This window comes from Pseudomonas parasichuanensis (assembly GCF_021601385.1).
Classification (GTDB): domain Bacteria; phylum Pseudomonadota; class Gammaproteobacteria; order Pseudomonadales; family Pseudomonadaceae; genus Aquipseudomonas; species Aquipseudomonas parasichuanensis.
Window position 1 is genome coordinate 77759 of the sequence record NZ_BQHO01000017.1, and the last position, 15100, is coordinate 92858.

Annotated in this window: 11 protein-coding genes and 1 other RNA gene; 9 read left to right on the forward strand and 3 right to left on the reverse strand. The window is 54.6% G+C overall.

Annotation, left to right across the window (positions count from 1 at the left end):
- The first annotated feature begins 342 nt into the window (after positions 1-342).
- The 9 genes from L6D77_RS15140 to L6D77_RS15180 all read left to right on the forward strand — a co-directional run bounded on the left by L6D77_RS15140 (position 343) and on the right by L6D77_RS15180 (position 9054).
- A complete protein-coding gene (locus tag L6D77_RS15140; protein ID WP_232885552.1) occupies positions 343-582 on the forward strand; it encodes a hypothetical protein in 240 nt (79 codons plus the stop codon).
- The gene (locus L6D77_RS15145) at positions 579-824 is read left to right on the forward strand and encodes a DUF3077 domain-containing protein (RefSeq protein ID WP_232885553.1); all 246 of its coding nucleotides are present in this window, start codon (positions 579-581) and stop codon (positions 822-824) included. Before L6D77_RS15140 ends, L6D77_RS15145 begins: the two co-directional genes overlap by 4 nt.
- A gap of 147 nt (positions 825-971) precedes the next feature.
- Complete coding sequence (locus tag L6D77_RS15150) at positions 972-1253, forward strand: hypothetical protein (protein WP_232885554.1); 282 nt, start codon at positions 972-974, stop codon at positions 1251-1253.
- Positions 1254-1346: 93 nt separating this feature from the next.
- Positions 1347-1738: a transfer-messenger RNA gene (gene ssrA / locus L6D77_RS15155) on the forward strand.
- Between the two features lie 188 nt (positions 1739-1926).
- Positions 1927-3183 carry an integrase domain-containing protein gene (locus tag L6D77_RS15160; protein ID WP_236170073.1) on the forward strand — a complete coding sequence of 419 codons (1257 nt, stop codon included), beginning with the start codon at positions 1927-1929 and terminating at the stop codon, positions 3181-3183.
- Positions 3184-4148: 965 nt separating this feature from the next.
- The gene (locus L6D77_RS15165) at positions 4149-5546 is read left to right on the forward strand and encodes a YfjI family protein (protein ID WP_236170074.1); all 1398 of its coding nucleotides are present in this window, start codon (positions 4149-4151) and stop codon (positions 5544-5546) included.
- 320 nt (positions 5547-5866) lie between these two features.
- Entirely contained in the window at positions 5867-6847 is a 981-nt protein-coding gene (locus L6D77_RS15170) for an integrase domain-containing protein (RefSeq protein WP_236170075.1), read from the forward strand.
- Positions 6844-7137 (forward strand): hypothetical protein, encoded by a 294-nt coding sequence (locus L6D77_RS15175; protein WP_236170076.1) that lies wholly within the window; start codon positions 6844-6846, stop codon positions 7135-7137. The genes L6D77_RS15170 and L6D77_RS15175 overlap by 4 nt, the downstream gene beginning before the upstream one ends.
- 126 nt (positions 7138-7263) lie before the next feature.
- A complete protein-coding gene (locus L6D77_RS15180) occupies positions 7264-9054 on the forward strand; it encodes a TIGR04141 family sporadically distributed protein (protein ID WP_236170077.1) in 1791 nt (596 codons plus the stop codon).
- Positions 9055-9312: 258 nt separating this feature from the next.
- Here L6D77_RS15180 and L6D77_RS15185 read toward each other — a convergent pair whose 3' ends face one another.
- Genes L6D77_RS15185 through L6D77_RS15195 form a run of 3 tightly spaced genes read right to left on the reverse strand, consistent with a single transcriptional unit; the run spans position 9313 to position 15088 of the window.
- Entirely contained in the window at positions 9313-12363 is a 3051-nt protein-coding gene (locus L6D77_RS15185; protein ID WP_236170078.1) for a type I restriction endonuclease subunit R, read from the reverse strand.
- Positions 12363-13523, reverse strand: coding sequence for a restriction endonuclease subunit S (locus L6D77_RS15190; RefSeq protein WP_236170079.1), 1161 nt, complete (start codon positions 13521-13523; stop codon positions 12363-12365). The genes L6D77_RS15185 and L6D77_RS15190 overlap by 1 nt, the downstream gene beginning before the upstream one ends.
- Positions 13520-15088 (reverse strand): type I restriction-modification system subunit M, encoded by a 1569-nt coding sequence (locus tag L6D77_RS15195; RefSeq protein ID WP_373870588.1) that lies wholly within the window; start codon positions 15086-15088, stop codon positions 13520-13522. Before L6D77_RS15195 ends, L6D77_RS15190 begins: the two co-directional genes overlap by 4 nt.
- Positions 15089-15100 lie beyond the last annotated feature (12 nt).

The window sequence follows — 15100 nt, forward strand, 5'->3', positions numbered from 1 at the left end:
ATCCAGGAATGGCCCTCCAGCCGTAAGACATTTCCGAACCTGCAACCAAATGCTTCAGCCCAACAACCTTGGGAACTATCCTACGCCCCTGCCGGAAGTTGCTGCGTTGTCGGGGAAATCCCTCAGGGCTAACTTCACCCGGTCGCCACATTTGGTGACCGGGTGTGAGAACCCGTCGCGTAGATAACGGCATTCCAGCTATGGCAGCCGTGCCCGGGCAGACTTCGGTCTGGCCGAGTTCCTTCTGCGCCTCGGTTTCTCACCCCGTGCACGGCTGCCACCCTTTGTCCCGTGAGAAAGGCCTGGATGGCAGCATTCTTGAATTGCGCAGGAGTGTTGACCATGAAAACGATCGTCCCCGACCCACCCCGCTTCTTCCCTTACCTGTCCATCTCCCCCGACCTCACCCCCGAAGCCGCCCGCACCGAAGCCACCGCCCTGATGGGCTGCCTACGCGAAGTCCTCGACCTCTACTTCGACACCAACAGCGAAGAACAGCGCCGCACCCTGCTGGACACCTGCATCTACCTCAACCAGCTGCTCTACCCCCTGATCCGCTACGAAACAGGAGCGCAGCCATGACCGAGCCCTCCGCCCACTGGAGCACCGCAGGCGTCACCACCTGCCTGGAGCTCTACAGCATCCAGCCCGGCATCCCCTTCCAGCACGCCTTCAGCGAGCTGTCGGTCCTGCTCGGCTGCATCCGCCACCTCACCTGCGAAGCCGAGATGGAAGGCGACCTGACCGCCGGCGGCACCGCCCGCATCCTCAGCGCCATGGCCAAGGCCCTGATCGACGACCTGGAAATCGGCATGGGCCACTGACCCCAAACCCAACGCCGGCCCCTGTGGGAGCCGGCTTGCCGGCGATTCGAGGGCAAAGCCCTCGCCTTCAATCCACTTGAACCCTCACCACCCCCCCGCAGTCCACCCAACAGGCCCACCTTCCCGAGGCCTCACGAGGAGACACCCATGAAAGGTACTGCGCTATCCGCCCTGTTCGCGGCCGCCACCCTGCTGGCCTCGCCCGTATTCGCCGCCGATGACCTGTGCGCCCTCAACCTGCAGAAAATCGACGACGCCATGGCCACCGCCGGCGCCACGTCCGAAGGCATGGACAAAGCCGTGACCGAACAGGTCGACGAAGCCAAAGCCGCCCAAGCCTCCGGCGACACCAAAGGCTGCATCGCCATCACCAGCAAGGTGCTAGAACGCCTGGAGAAAGCCGAAAAAGGCAGCGGCAGCGGTACCTGAGCCCTGCGCGAGCGGGCGACAGTCGACGCCGCCCGCTCAAGCGCGTATACTCCGCCAACGTGCCGAAAGGTACGGTCAGCTAGAGCTGAGTGTGGGGCCGATTAGGATTCGACGCCGGTAGCGAAACTCTAGGTGCATGCCGAGTTGGTAACAGAACTCGTAAATCCACTGTTGCAACTTTCTATAGTTGCCAATGACAAAAACTACGAGGGCTACGCTCTCGCTGCGTAAGCAGCTGAGCCCGTCCTCCTGGTAGCTTCGGCTCCAGCAATCATCAGGGGATGCCTGTAAACCCGAAATGATTGTCATACAGAACAGGATCGTCGTGCAGCACGTTGGGGGCGAAGCGACTAAAACTTACCCAACTCATCCAAAGCACCCTGCCCGTCGGGCGGCTGCGGATTAAATCAGTAGACACGGCTAAGCATGTAGTACCGACAGCGGAGTACTGGCGGACGGGGGTTCAAATCCCCCCGGCTCCACCAAATGATCAATCAAAGACGTCCACGGACGTCTTTTTTTGTGCCTGGAAGTCAGTGAAATCAAGGGTTTACTGCTCTTTTGAGGGCCGCAACGGTTTTTTGAGTTCCAGCCACCCCGGTATTCCCGGTGGTATTCCCGGCTACCCAGGGCTAATCTTGGGAATACCAAAAGGTGTCATGGAGCTCGTCCCATGTGCGCTCAAACAGCTCGTCTCTCCGACCGCCAGCTCAAGGCGGTCAAGCCCAAAGACAAGGACTACGTCCTCACGGATGGCGACGGCCTCCAGCTCCGAGTCCGGGTCAACCGCTCGATGCAGTGGAATTTCAACTACAGGCATCCGGTCACCAAAAATCGAATCAACATGGCGCTCGGCTCCTACCCTGAGGTCTCTCTGGCGCAAGCTCGGCGAAAAGCGGTTGAGGCTAGGGAAGTACTTGCGCAGGGGATCGATCCAAAAGCTCAGCGCAATGATCTCGCGCAGGCCAAGCTAGCCGAGACGGAACATACGTTCGAGAAAGTAGCTACCGCCTGGTTCGAGCTGAAAAAGGACTCGGTCACGCCGGCCTATGCCGAGGACATCTGGCGCTCACTCACGCTGCACGTTTTCCCGAACATGAAGTCGACTCCGATCTCGGAAGTCAGCGCACCGATGGTGATAAAGATCCTTCGCCCTATCGAAGCCAAAGGCAGCTTGGAAACGGTGAAGCGGCTGAGCCAGCGCGTCAACGAGATCATGACCTACGGGGTCAATTCGGGAATTATTTTCGCGAACCCGCTAAGCGGGATTCGGGCGGTATTCAAGAAACCGAAGAAAGAAAACATGGCGGCGCTACCACCCGAGGAGCTTCCTGAACTCATGCTGGAAATAGCGAACGCCAGTATCAAACGGACGACCCGCTGCCTGATCGAATGGCAGTTGCACACCATGACTCGCCCAGCCGAGGCGGCGACTACTCGTTGGGCAGACATCGATTTTGAGAGGCGTGTCTGGACCATCCCGCCGGAGCGGATGAAGAAGCGCCGCCCGCACAGCATCCCGTTGAGCGATCAAGCCATGTCTTTGCTGGAGATACTGAAGTCCCACAGCGGTCACCGGGAATACGTCTTCCCCGCAGACCGAAACCCTCGTACTCATGCCAATAGCCAGACCGCAAACATGGCGTTGAAACGCATGGGCTTCCAGGACCGTTTGGTCAGCCACGGCATGCGCTCGATGGCCAGCACCATATTGAATGAACATGGGTGGGACCCGGAGCTCATCGAAGTGGCGTTGGCGCACGTCGACAAGGACGAGGTGCGCAGTGCCTACAACCGAGCCGACTACATCGAGCGACGGCGGCCGATGATGGCTTGGTGGAGCGAGTACATTCTGAAGGCGTCGACGGGTAATCTCTCGGCCAGCACGATGAATGTGGCCAGGGATCGGAACGTAGTACCCATCCGATAGGGCGGCGACAACGGCGACACTGGCGACAGACCGCGTGCCATCTCCATCCTTGCCGTCTGAGCGGCTGGCGACAGTCGCCAACTCGCCTCGATTTTGGCTTCTCCGGCTAAGCCCGTGAGCATGGGGAGGCTTCGCATCCCCATGCTCACGGGCTAACACTAGAAAAGCGACAAACGGCCACTCTGCCACTGACACCCACCGACTTCCAAAGCACGCCAGAGGTGGAATCTGGCGCATTTCCATGTGTTCGCCACCGATTGACCCATGCCGCGGTGACCGATAGAACGAAGGTTCAAAGCGCTGCCTTAGGCAGCACCCCAGATGACCAGAACCTTCAAGGTCATGCCGGTAACCCGGTGGTTCATCCCTAAGTGCGATTCGCGCCCGGAGGCTCGCACGGTCATTCGCCAGAATGATGGACGCCCTCTAAACAATCCGCCCAGTGCGGCTGCCCGCTAACCCTTTAGCCCTGCAGCAACGAACCTGCTCGGCCAACGTTTTTGCGCCAACCGTTCGCCCGTCTCTTTTTCCAGAAAAGAGACGGGCGCTCCTACCACTGCTGCAGCCCTCATCGCACATGGCTTTGCGGCTATTCCCCTCGTGACAATCGGCGTGACAAACGCCGATGTCACCAGCAACAGCGCTGTAGATGATGGTGCCGCAGACCAGGGAATGGACTGCACCTGACTGACAGTCAGGCATGCCTCGGTCATCGCATTGCTGCTTGCACATGGCTCAGGATCTCGCGGCACTGGTCTCGTCAGCCAATGCAGCCCCCACCCGCCCACCGGTAACGGTGCTCAGGAGGCCAGATCATGAGATGCCCTTGCTCCCGGTCGTAAGGAGCCGCCAGTCCCGCGTCAGTGGACACCCTCACAGGTCGCAGGGGCCTTGATCCCTGATAACACTCAACATTCTTGGCGGGATGAAGTGAGGGAGAGGTCGGTAATTTATGGAGGACGGCTATGCAACTGCGCGAAGTACAAGGGCCACCACGCCCCTTGTTGGAACAGCAGATTAGGCCCCTACCCTACCCGGTCGAGGCGCTGGGCGATTTATTGGGTCCTGCCGTGGAGAGCATGGCCGATGTGATCGGCGTGCCCTGCGCCATGGCCGCGCAATCCGTTCTGGCCACGGCAGCTTTGGCGAGCCAGGCGCACGCCAATGTTCACCTCGACGGCCGAATCTATCCGTTGTCGCTGTACTTGCTGACGGTGGCTTGCTCGGGTGATCGCAAAAGCGCGGTGGACCATATTGCGCTGCAGGCCGTACGCGACTGGGAGAGACAGCAGTGGATCGCCTACGGCGAACAACTCAAGGCGCACCGAGCTGCGATGAGCCTCACCGCGAAATCGCCAACCTCGAAAAAGTCAGCACAGCTAGCGCTGGACGCCCAACCTGAACCCGTCCAACCGAGACTCCTCAGTGCTGAGCCGACCATTGAGGGCCTGGTCAAAAACCTCTGCCTTGGATTGCCGAGCATGGGGCTGTTCAGCGATGAAGGCGGGCAGTTTTTGGGCGGCAGCACTATGAACAAGGACAACATGATCAAGGCCATCACTCACTTGTCGACGCTGTGGGACGGTAGCCCGATTGATCGGTCGCGCGCGATGGCTGGGGAAAGTCTGCGTGCCTATGATCGCCGCCTCAGCATGCACTTGATGCTGCAACCCCGCATGGCTGACCGCTTGCTGCAGGACGCTGATATCAAAGACCAGGGCATCCTGGGACGCTGTCTGATCAGTTGGCCGGAGCGTCTGGTTGGACAACGGCTGTACAAAGCCATCGACCTGACCCGAGATCCAAAGGTGCACCTGTACCAGCAGCGCATTGCCGCTCTGATGCAGAAGCCTTGGTCACGGCATACAGATGGTGGCCTCACACCTGCGGTCATAGAGTTGAGCTCCAGCGCCCGTGAAGCATGGATTGCCATTCACGACACCATCGAATGCGAGTCAGGGGAGTTCGGCGAGCTGGTCAACGTCCAAGCTGCAGCGAGCAAAGCCGCCGCGAACGTACTACGCATGGCTGGTGTGATGGCGGTGGTTGAGGAATCGACTGTATTGGAAGACATGCACATTCAGCGCGCCTCCACGCTGATGGACTACTACCTGGCCGAGAACCAACGCCTGACTGAACAGGAACCACTGAATAAGCTTCGCGCAGAGGCTGATTGCCTGCTGCGCTGGTTGATAAAGAAGAACTGGCCACCGTTTCGCCTGCGCGACCTTACGCGCAACGGCCCCCGCTTTGCCCGTAAAAGCACTCGGCACACCTTCGAGTTATTGCTGCAACTGGTTGCCCATAACTGGCTGGACAATGACGGGGACATATTCGAGGTGCGCCATGTTCCGACTCAATGACGCCGTGCGCCGCTATCGAGCGCAACATCGCTCGCCGACCGAGTTACGGTGTGTCGCTGTCACTGCCACCACTTTGTCGCCACGTGCCAATCCAGATACGGCGGGGGTTGTCGCCAGTGTCGCCGCTGTCGCCGCTCCAGCCTCTGAGTCAACCGACCTCGCTCGGCTTATCGAGCAGTTGCAAGAAGAAGGGGCTTTGCTGCAACGCCGCGAAAATACCCTCCTCATCCGCCCAGCACACTGGGGACAGTTGGACACCATCGGCCCCCACTGGAAAGCCCTACTGCTGCTCCTACAAACCAATGATCAAGGTGAAGACAATGGCGCTGGTCGGTCGGCGTGACGGTCGCAACTTTGGCTACGGTCGCCAACTGAGCTACGCCGGTCGGCAGGCACTGGAAGATCTGTTTGCCGGCGGCCACTTCGCCACCGTCAAAGCACACAGCGATCGCTGGCAAGCCTTCGTGCGCTGGTGCCGATCGGAGGACGGCCCCGGTTACAACGATGCACGCCAGATAGATCGACAGACGCTGGAGGACTACGTCGCATACCTGCGCCAGCAGATCCAGCAAGGCGAACTGTGCATCGCCACCGCGCAAAACCGCCTGAGCAGCGTTAACCGAACCCTCGCCGCGCTGCGCGGTGATCAGGACGTGAGAGTCATCAGCCCGAGCCAGGCGCTGGGACAACACCGCTCCAACGTACGCACCCGTGTGCCGGACGGCCAAGATTATCAGGACGTACAGCGAGTGGCGCTGTCGCTGGTGGAACACCAACACCAACGGGTGGCCGCTATCATCATGTTGGCCAGGACTACCGGTATGCGCCTGCGCGAAGCGATCCTGGCGAACCTGCCGCGCTTGCACCACGAGGCCGAGTCGCTTGGTCGCATCAATATCCAGGACGGCACCAAAGGCGGGCGAAGCGGTGTATCAGCGCCGCGTTGGATCATCGCCAATGAAGAGGTCAAAGCATCACTCCTATTGGCACGCAACGCATCGCCGATCGGCAGCCACAACTTACTGCACCGTGCCGAAACCTACGCCGCGTTCTTACAACGGACGGTGCTCCCAGCTCGCGAAATTCTGCATAAGCACGGGATAAAGGGCTTTCATGAACTGCGCGCGGCCTACGCTTGCGAACGTTACACGCAACTCACCGGCCGTGCTGCACCAGTCAATGACAGCCACGGCTGCCACATCGACCGCGGTCTTGATTGGTGGGCGCGTCAACAGATCAGCCTTGAACTTGGACACTACCGGATTGATGTGGTGTCGGCCTACATTGGTGGCCGATCATGACCAAACCCTTTGATATAGCGCTGTTCCTCAGCGGAGTCCTGGCCGGTTCGAAGAGCACCCAGCAACGACATCTACGGCAAGCGCGAATCATGCAGGCAGCCATCCAATGGCGATGGAATCGAGACAATCCGTGGACTTGGCAGCTAAAGCATGTGCGCTGGTTTCTTCACCAATACCTGAAAGATCACTCTGTAGCCAGCCGATACTACTATCGACTCACTGCCGTGTTGATCTTGATGAGGATGGGTAAAGGCCAAGCACGTACGGTAATCGGGCGAGTAAATCCATGAAAGCAGCTGCTGACAGTTTCGCCGGTTCTGAAGTAAGCTGACGCATGGCCAAGGGCCATACCCCAAACCTATGGACCTATCAGGCGAAAGCTAAAAACTTGGTCGCAAAGCTTAGGAGGAGCGTTGATGAGCACAGGAAAGCCCAAACGGATTACGCTGAATATTTACTTACTCAAAGAGGCATCGAACTCGGCCTCTGAGTGGACAGATAAAGATTTCATAGCAAGCCCCATAGGTTCCAATGGAAAACCTAAAAAAATTGGCACTGAACAGTATCCTCTTGGGCCTGAAGGGGAGTATGGCACTCTTTTCATTCGAAAACCTTTTATAGAGGCCGCTCCAGAATGGTTGAATTTCATTCAGAAGGGTTTAGATAAAGGAGTCAAAACATCCAAATGGACGAATAAGAGCATTTCGGCCATTTTGATTGTGAAAAATGGCGCTCGTCAGTTTGCTATCTCTTTTGGATATGGGCGCTACCTGATCGAGCCAAGGTTAATCGAGGATAGATTTGGTATAAAGGTCGTTCTAAACAGTGTCTCACCAGACAAGATAGCATCTATTGATCGTCAAACATTTGATGCATCCCCACGACTGAGCAGGACACAGACGATCAAAGCAGCATCTGTCTCAGATTACATGATTAATGCTGAGCAGGACTTGCTTCGCGGACTAGTAGGGCACACTAAAAGCGCCTATTCAGATATTTTTGGAAAAATAATAGCCGGGATTGATTCATTCAAGGCATCTGTTGCGATAGATCTCTCTGACCTAGGAAGCTTCCTGCAGCTGGCATTAGAGAGATCCACCTCTAAAGACTATCTTGCGAAAGATGCAGATGGACATGCCAGCGAGTTTTCTTGGGTTGAAAACTTACTCCCGGTCAAAGACAAAGATATTTCCGAAAAACTCGACATCAAACTTTGGCAATCTCTATCCTCTAGTCAAACCAAAAACATGTGGCTCGCCATACCAGACATAATAGACTGGACCTCCGTCACAGGGTTTGCTTACAAAAGATCACCTGACAGTGACGATATCGACCCAGTGCTAGATTTGGAAAGATTTTTGTCTACATTTAGACAAGGAGCAAATTTAGACACCCTTAAGCGACGCGAAATTTTTCTCATTCTTTCGAACGGCAGCCCTCCTAGACCATTCCCTGCTTTTAAATGCCTCTACGCGGAAGTCAAGCACGATGCGAACTTATATATTTTAAATACAGGAAACTGGTTTAAGGTAGAAGCATCTTTCCAGACTGCGGTGGAAAAGTACTTCTCGGAACTACCGAGAAAGCCGTTCGCGCCACCTTTCGCAGAGTATTCGCATGCTGGCGAAGGTCCCTACAATGAGTACGTTTGCGCTCAAGCCCAGAGTTCCCACGCAATGCTTGACAGGCAAATGATAAAATTTGGTGGTAGCTATGATAAAATTGAGGTCTGCGACATCTACAGAGTGAAAACTCAAACTGAGCGAGGGGAGTTTATCCATGTTAAACGCGGCCGTGGTTCATCGACGCTAAGCCATCTCTTCGCGCAAGGCTTTGTGGCCTCGACCCTCATGGTGAGAGAGCCAGGCTTTGTAAAAGATGTAAACTTACAACTAGAAAAAAATAAATTTGACGCAATCCCTGTTAATTTCGAAGCACGCGGCAATGACGTAATTTACGCAATCATTGATGGTCCCGCCTCAACAGCTCTAGATATACCTTTTTTCAGTAAAGTAACCTTACAGAACTACGGAAAGACCATTAGCTCATATGGCTACGGGGTAAAGCTAATGCATATTCCGGAATCTGCCGCTCACCTTGCTAGTATCGCCCAGAAAACTGCAGCAAAAGCCGCCAAAAATAAAACAACCGGTACAAAGAAGAAAACAGTCCGTAAGAAACCTGCTCAGCCAAAGTCCGGACCATGACTTGAAGCTCCACTCGTGAAGGAAAGACTTCACATTTCAATGTGTATACGCAGCTCTTTGTATACAGCAGGCGCAGCCCCCAAGCGATTTACACATTTATATTCGCGAGGAACTGCTTTTGGTCGTAACCTCCCGCCACGACCAAAAGCCGCACATCAAGCCCGACGGAAATAAAATGCGAGAATTTTATGGCCCCAAGCATCTTCACGCCAATGGCACTTAGCCAATTTTATCCTTTGGCCGCACGTAATCATCGATTTAGTAATGTTCCTCAATATAGGAATATGCCTTCTCGAACAGTTCTTTGTCCTTGCTTAGGCCAAACTGCGCCAAAGTCAGCATAAGTGCTTTCTGGATTTCGCGTGGGCCACTGTTGGAGTTCTGCCAGCCCTCAAAGCGAGTAGCGTTCACAATTTTATCGATCTGCTCAACCACATCACCAATTAGCTTCGGCGTGGTTTCCGGACGCGTTTCCAAGAAGAGTTTGGTCAGTGCCTGCTTCTTGTCTGCTTCCGTTACCACCGCGTCACCAGTTTCACGCTCGGCCTGCACCGTATCTTTGGCGGCATCCAGTAGGCCCTTGAGCCAATCGATGGCTTTGATTACACCCGCTTCGTATTCTCGGCGCAATTTCTCCAAGCGCTCGCCCAGCTCGACAAATACAGCTTCGCGATGGCCGCGCAGACGTCCCATCAGGTCTATTTCCAGCCGACGGGCACGTTTTTCCTGCTCTTTCTCGGTCAGGGTGAAGATCGCGTGTTCATCCATGATCAGCTCATCGATGTCATCACGTATGCGACTGATATCGGTGTGCTCGTGAATCATCTTGATGGTCTCGGGCCCCAACGCGGCCCAGACCAGCGCCCCCGTTTGACCAACCGGGCGTACTGATTCATAGATTTGCGCCAGCCATTTGTAATCCTGGCGATAGGGCGTCAGGAAAGGGTCGGGGTTGATGGCCGACCAGAGTTTGGCCAGCACGCCAAAGGCTGCGGCAAAGTCATCGCGCTTTTTATTGTCCGGCAAGCACTCCTGTGCGGCCAGGATTCCGTCGAAACCTGCAAGGGTGCGATCCACGTTCGGGAAGAAAGCTAGGCACAGCTTCAACTGCTCTGGCAGCAACTCCTTGAATTTCTCGATGCCTTCGACAATCCCGTCGATCTCTTCCGGGTTATAAGCCAGCGCCGTTCGCAGGTTTTCGAATACGCCCAGATAATCGATGATCAGACCCATACGTTTGACCACTCCGTCCGCCTCATACAGGCGGTTGGTGCGGCACATGGCCTGCAGCAAGGTATGGTCGCGCAGCGGTTTATCCAGGTACATGCAGTAGCAGATCGGCGCATCGAAACCAGTCAGCAGCTTGGCAGTCACGATCAGCAGTTGCAGAGGCTGTTTCGGGTCTTTGTAGGTTTCCAGCAGGCTTTTCTGCGCCTGCTCTTCACCATCGAATTTCTGCCAGCGCTCAAAGTCGGCTTGCTTGATCGGTAGATCGAGCTCTTCCTTCCACTTGTTCCAGTCCTTGTTGAGCTTGCCGTTCTCATCCTTCACCGGAGCCTGGTCGAGGTTCATGACCACCTCCAATGCGTCGAAACCCAGCTTGTTACCAAGTAGGTAATACATCTGCACGCAGGCATCGCGGTCATAGACCACCACCATGGCCTTCATCTTTTTCGGCTGCACATGGCTGGTGAGGTGTTCGGCAATGTCGGCGCTGATGGCCTCCATGCGTTTCGGTGCCTTGAGCATCACTGCCAGCTTACCGGCGCGTTTGGACAGGACGGCCTTTTCGTCGTCGTCCAGATTGTTGTCTTTGACCAGTTGCTCGAACTCGTCGTTGATCGCCTCACGGTCGACCCGTAATTCGGCTAAACGGGGCTCGAACTTAACCGGGTTAGTGGCACCGTCGCGGATCGATTGTTTATAGCTGTAGCGGTTCATATAGCGGCCAGGGTCTTCATCGGCGCCGAACAGCTTGAAGGTGTTGCGCTCGATGCCGGAGATCGGTGTACCGGTGAGGCCGTAGAAGTGGGCGTTGGGCAACGCCCAGCGCATCTTCTCGCCCAGACCGCCTTCCTGGGTGCGGTGGGCTTCATCCACCAGCACGATGATGTTGTTGCGACTGTTTAGGCCAGCCAGGTTGTTTTCATCAATCTCAACATCTTTGAATTTGAAAATGGTGGTGATGAGGATACCGCGGCTGTCCTGCTCGATATATTCACCGAGTTTTTTGCAGCTCTGCACCTTGACCAGGTTTTTTACGTCAGCGCCGCCGAAGGTCTCGCTGATCTGGCTATCCAGGTCGCGGCGGTCGACCACGATCAGCACGGTGGGATTTTTCAGCTCGCTGTCGGCACGCAGCATCTTGGCCGCATAGAGCATTAGCAAAGATTTACCTGAACCTTGGAAGTGCCAGATCAACCCCTTTTTCGGGTACCCCTGTTTGACGCGCCCGACAATCAGTTTGGCCGTCTCGAACTGCGGGTAGCGTGGCAGCACCTTGACGCGTTTGGGCGGCGTGTCTTTACCAGTTTTATGGGTAGAAAACAGCGCGAATGAGGCCAGTAGCTGTAAGAGGGTTTGCGGATTCAATAGCCCTTCGGCGCTCGCCAGCACGGAGGCCAAGGTGGTGGGAATATCCCCACGCTGATCGGTGTGATGCCAGGGTCCCCAATCCTTGACGCCGGCATTGATCGCGCCGTATGCAAAGGTTCTTCCCTCGCTGGCGAAGCACAGCAGGTTGGGCACGAAGAAGGCCTGCACATGCTGCCAATAGTGCTTCTTACCGCCCATGAAATCGGCGGCACCGTCCTGCCAACTGACGCTGGGGCGAGTGGCGCTTTTCACTTCGCCGACGACCAGCGGGATACCGTTTACATACAGCACAATATCGAAGTATACCTCGCCAGCCGCTAAATAGCGCACCTGCTGGGCTACCACAAAATGGTTATTGTCGAGATTGTCAAAGTCGATCAGGTTGATAGTGACGTGTTCACCATTCTCGCCGAATGGCAAAGTCTTCTCCGCCAGCAGCCACGTCTGGAAGTTCTCATTGGCCCGGACTAAGCCACTATGCGGGGCCTCCAGCAGTACCCCGCGCAGCTTGTGAATCACCTCATCGGCGTAATCCGGCTGTTGACCGATAGCTGGGTTTAATGCGCACAACGCGTCTTTGAGCCACTCATCGACAAAGATATCCTGCGCCTTTTTAGGCAGGCTCTCGCCGTGGCAGTAATTCCACTTTACCCCGCTTAAATTTTTTAAACGGTCGATAATTCCATTTTCGGTGACGGCTTGTTCGCTAAACACTATTGATCTCCAATATCGCTACCGTTTCCAACTAAACTCCGAAGCCTGAAAAACTCCGCCAGCTTACCCTCAAGAATCAACCTTTCTTGAGTCAACGAGTTAATAAGTGAGACGAAGCTTACCTTCTCGTCGCGTGGCGGGTAAGGGAAAAGTATGCTGTCCGCCTTGTTTTTATTCAATTTTGGCTGAGCTGTACCTGTAAGATGCGGGGATATGTCCATACACTCAAATAAAGCCACTATATAATCAATATCAATAACATCTTTAGGCTTGTACACATGAGCATGATTATTTACAAAAGACTTACCTTCGACCTTGAAAGCAATAGGCGTTTTTCTTTCGACTAAATTAGCCCCATCTTCAGAAAGTAGTAATATAGGCTCATCAAATATGTGCCTATCAACATAATCAATGATTCCCGATGCACCGTAGTACGGGATCCCTCCAGAAATCTTCTTCCTGTCAGAAGACTTAATTGGAACTCGCATACTGTCTTTATTTATAAAAATATCTTCGAGCGAAACGATTTTCCAACTACCAGATAGTCTTCCATTCGGTATATCACTTGCAAGTCCAGCCTCTCGACCTCTTTGCAAAAATGAGCTAATTATTCGCCTTCTCAAATCATCAAGAGCAACTAGCGCATCCTGAACATGAAAGATATTTAACTGCAAAGACGCAAATACATCCACAAGAGCCCGCTGCCTTTCCTTCGTAGGCACTTTGAACTCTTGCCTCTCAAGCGCCTTCCATTTTATTGTTGGAGAAAGAGAGCCTTCGGAAATAGAAACCGCACGATTCATAAATACATCAGACTGCATAAAAAACGGCAGAAACTCAGGAACTACTTTCTCCGGCTTTGCTTCCAGGACCATCGCATGAGCTGAGCAAATACAGTCCCAATCCGCTACGGCAACCTTGCGTTGATAAGCACGACGCTTACCAAAGATAATTTGGCCCTTTTTAACCAAAAGCTTTTGCCCAGCCACATCACTGGGCACACCATGTCGCTTGATCTTTAAGCTCTCTGGATCCAGATGCTCTAAACCAACATAAACTTCATGTTCGGTTTCGCTGGGCTCGACGCGCTTAGAAATATGTTTCGCAATATCGCCGAATTTTACCGTTTGCCAGCCCTCAGGCAACTGCTGCTTTGTCATTTATTGCTCACCTCGTACCCCATTTCTGCGAGGCTTTTAAATAACTTAATAGTCTGCCTCTTTAGCTGAACCCTGCTGATTTTCCAGGCTTCAATGGCATGTTCAATATCGTGCACTTCTTCATCGCTGCGGGTCTGCACATAAAGTGGAATCGACAGATTGTGCTGATTCTCGCGAATCGTCTCGATATCCACTAACTCGGTAATGGCTAGCTGCTTGCCCGGGGCAAAGTAGGCTTCGGTGAGCACAGCCAGGTCGTCATCCGAGAGCCGACTATGAGAGCGCTCGCGGGTGACATGTTCGATACCATTGATAAACAGGACTTTGCCTTTGCGCTCAGTGGGTTTGTTGCAGTTGAGCACCACCACGCAAGACTCCATCGGCGAGTTGTAGAACAGGTTGGGGCCGAGGCCGATCACTGCTTCGATAATGTCTGACTCAATGACCTGTTTGCGAATGGCTTGCTCCGAGTCGCGGAACAGCACACCGTGGGGCCATAGCATGGCGGCGCGGCCGGTGTCGGGCTTCAGACTTTTGATGATATGGGTGTAAAAGCCATAGTCGGCGCAGCCCTGCGGTGGCACTCCGTAGAGGTTGCGACCATAGGGGTCAGCAGCGAACTTGTCGCGGTTCCACTTTTTGATGGAGTACGGCGGGTTGGCGAAAATCACATCGAACAGTTTGAGTTGATCGTCCTCGATAAACTTTGGCTCTGCCAGGGTGTCTCCGCGCAAAACTTCAAACTCTTCAATCTCGTGCAGGAACATGTTCATACGGGCGATTGCAGAGGTGAGCAAGTTCACTTCTTGACCGTAGAGTTTGACGCTGCGCCACTCTTGGTTTTGCGCTGCAGGCCCCTTGCTTGCTGCACGTAGGTCCATCACTGCATTAAGCAACATGCCGCCAGTACCGCAGGTGGGATCATAGGCAGTTTCCCCGGGTTTGAGGCCCATGATACGAGTCATCAGGTGAACCACTGTACGGTTGGTGTAGAACTCGGCAGCGGTGTGACCGGAGTCGTCGGCAAACTTTTTTATGAGGTATTCGTAGGCTTCGCCCAAGTCGTCCTGAGCCACCGACTTGATGCCCAGAGGGATCTTGTTAAAGTGTTGAATCAGGTCGGCCAGCAGGTGATCGGGCAGGCGCTCCTTGTTGGTCCACTGAGCGTCGCCGAATACGCCGTGCAGGCGTTCGTTGTGGGTCTCGATCAGGCGCAAAGCATTTTGGATGGCTTCGCCAATATTCTTTCTAGTGTGGCGCACCTTTTCCCAACGCGCCTCCTGAGGAATATGGAAGCGGTGAAACATAGGCATGACGGCATAGTCGGCATCACCTTCGCTGACCTCCATGGCCTCGACATACTCTTCCAGGTAAACGTCGGACAGGCGTTTATAGAACAGTAGCGGGAAGATGTACTGCTTGTAGTCGGAGGCATCGATCTGCCCACGCAGGAACTCGGCTGCGCCCCATAAGAGGTCTTCGAGTTTCTTTTTATCGAGGCTTGAGGCCTGGTATTTCTGGTACTCAATCATTTTTTCTGGTCTTATCTGATAGCTGATGAGCAAGTTGCCTCAGGT

Bases quoted from the DNA above. Each gene is read 5' to 3' on its own strand.
- L6D77_RS15170 (WP_236170075.1), top strand. From the start codon at position 5,867: ATGGCGCTGGTCGGTCGGCGTGACGGTCGCAACTTTGGCTACGGTCGC.
- L6D77_RS15165 (WP_236170074.1), top strand. From the start codon at position 4,149: ATGCAACTGCGCGAAGTACAAGGGCCACCACGCCCCTTGTTGGAACAG.
- L6D77_RS15150 (WP_232885554.1), top strand. From the start codon at position 972: ATGAAAGGTACTGCGCTATCCGCCCTGTTCGCGGCCGCCACCCTGCTG.
- L6D77_RS15190 (WP_236170079.1), bottom strand. From the start codon at position 13,523: ATGACAAAGCAGCAGTTGCCTGAGGGCTGGCAAACGGTAAAATTCGGC.
- L6D77_RS15160 (WP_236170073.1), top strand. From the start codon at position 1,927: ATGTGCGCTCAAACAGCTCGTCTCTCCGACCGCCAGCTCAAGGCGGTC.
- L6D77_RS15140 (WP_232885552.1), top strand. From the start codon at position 343: ATGAAAACGATCGTCCCCGACCCACCCCGCTTCTTCCCTTACCTGTCC.
- L6D77_RS15175 (WP_236170076.1), top strand. From the start codon at position 6,844: ATGACCAAACCCTTTGATATAGCGCTGTTCCTCAGCGGAGTCCTGGCC.
- L6D77_RS15145 (WP_232885553.1), top strand. From the start codon at position 579: ATGACCGAGCCCTCCGCCCACTGGAGCACCGCAGGCGTCACCACCTGC.
- L6D77_RS15180 (WP_236170077.1), top strand. From the start codon at position 7,264: ATGAGCACAGGAAAGCCCAAACGGATTACGCTGAATATTTACTTACTC.